Source organism: Metasolibacillus meyeri, from assembly GCF_003049505.1.
GTDB classification, from domain to species: Bacteria; Bacillota; Bacilli; order Bacillales_A; family Planococcaceae; genus Metasolibacillus; species Metasolibacillus meyeri.
In genome coordinates, this window is sequence record NZ_PYWN01000244.1 from 1 (window position 1) to 2,298 (window position 2,298).

At 35.0% G+C, this 2,298-nt stretch carries 2 protein-coding genes; one reads left to right on the forward strand and one right to left on the reverse strand.

All coding sequences use genetic code 11. From position 1 onward, the window contains the following. Positions 1-490 precede the first annotated feature (490 nt). Positions 491-1,120 carry a TerD family protein gene (locus C9J34_RS21315; RefSeq protein WP_107842165.1) on the forward strand — a complete coding sequence of 210 codons (630 nt, stop codon included), beginning with the start codon at positions 491-493 and terminating at the stop codon, positions 1,118-1,120. Positions 1,121-1,244: 124 nt separating this feature from the next. On the opposite strand, the gene C9J34_RS21320 is transcribed toward C9J34_RS21315, so the two are convergent. Beyond that, a complete protein-coding gene (locus C9J34_RS21320) occupies positions 1,245-2,228 on the reverse strand; it encodes a hypothetical protein (protein WP_153062671.1) in 984 nt (327 codons plus the stop codon). Positions 2,229-2,298: the final 70 nt, after the last annotated feature.

Genomic DNA, 2,298 nt, shown 5'->3' on the forward strand with positions numbered 1-2,298 from the left:
AATTGCGTCCGGATTTTTTTCGAGCTCGCTCTTAGTAGAAGTTAACCTAAAAGCATCACATCCTGTGACAACGGTTAACTGACCTGCATCGTGCAGGTCTCCTCTTCAAAATCCGTGACATCCGCCGGGGCTTTTATCTTGGTTCAGTGCGTGTTTGAACACCCACTGAACTGGGTAAAAATAGGCATTCATCCCCTCCCTACCGTGGAAGGGGGGTTTCTGTATCTGTCGTGTTGCTTCCGATACAAAAAGAATTTGCTGAACTAAGATAAAATTTAGCTTGATAGAGCGAATCATTACTTGATGAACTGATAATTTTAAAACATTTACTAGTCAATATTAGCCTTGAACCTATGAATCATTACTGACGTTAAAGGACGTATTTTTCCATTCACCAAACAGCAGAAATCCCCCACACTTTCCACATTGTGCTAAAATAAAGTAACTTGTAATTTTTAGCTACAGGGGAAAACAAAGGGGGAGTACGATAATGGTCAATTTAGGAAAAGTAGAACTAACGAAAAAAGGTCAATCTATTAATTTAACTAAATCGCAACAGGGAATTGGGGAAATTTTAGTCAATCTGAATTGGAACCAGCAACCAGCTAAAGCTTCTAAAGGCTTTTTGGCTTCTTTATTCGGTACCTCTTCTAACAGTGGAATTGATTTAGATTTAGGCTGCCTATTTGAACTAACAGACGGTAGTATCGGCTGTGTACAGGCATTAGGCAATGCCTTCGGAAGTTTACAAACTGCACCATTTATCGCGCTAGATGGTGATGACCGTACAGGAACAAACAGTGCAGGGGAAAATTTGCGCATTAACGGGAACAAAGTATTGGATATTAAACGTGTACTTGTTTATACCTTTATTTATGAGGGAATTGCCAATTGGTCTGAGGCGGACGGAATTGTCACAATCAACTATGGTGCAGGCCCAAGTATCGAAGTACGTTTAGATGAGCACCGCAATGGAAAAAATATGTGTGCCATTGCCATGATTGAAAATGTCAACAATGAGACTTTTAAAGTAGAGCGTCTTGTAGAATACTTTACAGGTCACAGTGACATGGACAAAGCCTATAATTGGGGGCTTTCTTGGCGTGCGGGTAGAAAATAATTACACAAAAGGCTATATGGAAATTCGGGCGAACCCCCCTTTTCCAAATAGCTTTTTAAAAATCACCTTCTGAGAAGGTGATTTCCATAAAAAAGAGTAGCATCAAGCTACCCTTTAAGTTTATCTATTTATATTCAACCCAAGCATTATTTCTGACCGTACTATTTACACCGCTTAGCGCTTTAACTAACTCACCACTAGCAAGCATTCTATTGAACGGAACAGAGTAAGTAGCATTCCCTTGCGAATACGCTTGACGTCCTTTTGCATTATTTATTAAATCCATAACACTAGCATTATCAAAGATATTATTAAATGCAGTTATATTAGTTTTAGCTAAATTAGAATTATTTATTGTTTTTTGGATCGCCGCAGCTTCCATACAACTCATATTAAATTTACACAATTGAGCAGTACTCACATCGTTATTCACATATTTTAAAGCTATTAATGCAAGTTCATGTATATCACCAGTAGTCTTTGCTTTAGCAACTCCAAAATCATTACTGTTCATATAGTTCCAAGCAAAGTGTCTTAATGCATCTGCTGCATTTTCCCATGTTATTAATTTACCATTAGAATAAAAATTATTATTTTCAGCATATCTAATACCATGATCTCTAGCAGCATTAGAATTTTGTATAGCTGTAGCTATATTAGAAGGAGTCAAATTACCTATAGCAAGGTGAAGTCTTCCTTCATAAATTTTTACCAATGTTTGATCTATACCTGGTAAACCATAAGAGCTCATAGGAGTAATTAAATTTGATTCTTGAGAATTATAAGCAGCAATTTCAGGGTCTATTAAACTTAAAAAATCGTCAATTCTTTTATTTAAGTCTTCTAAATCATGCTCTAAATTCAATTGTCTACTTTCACTTTGAATTCCTATATTATTTAATTGTGAAAAATATTCTCTAACCTCTTTTTGCAATTGAAGATTTTCAGATGTATCTAAATGTGACCAATCACTTGAATATTTATTTGTAATAGGATCTCTCGAAATGTAATCTCCATCAACAAATAAATCATCTGAAGCTGATACAATATTTGAATTGAGCGACAAAGTAAATAAAAATACTCCAAACAACAAAATAATTTTTTTCATTATGTACCCATCTTTTCCTTTTTTTATACCATAACACAACAATAGTATTTTTTGTATAATAATCTAAAAA

Coding starts and splice junctions, on each gene's coding strand:
- C9J34_RS21315 (WP_107842165.1), top strand. CDS start 491: ATGGTCAATTTAGGAAAAGTAGAACTAACGAAAAAAGGTCAATCTATT.
- C9J34_RS21320 (WP_153062671.1), bottom strand. CDS start 2,228: ATGAAAAAAATTATTTTGTTGTTTGGAGTATTTTTATTTACTTTGTCG.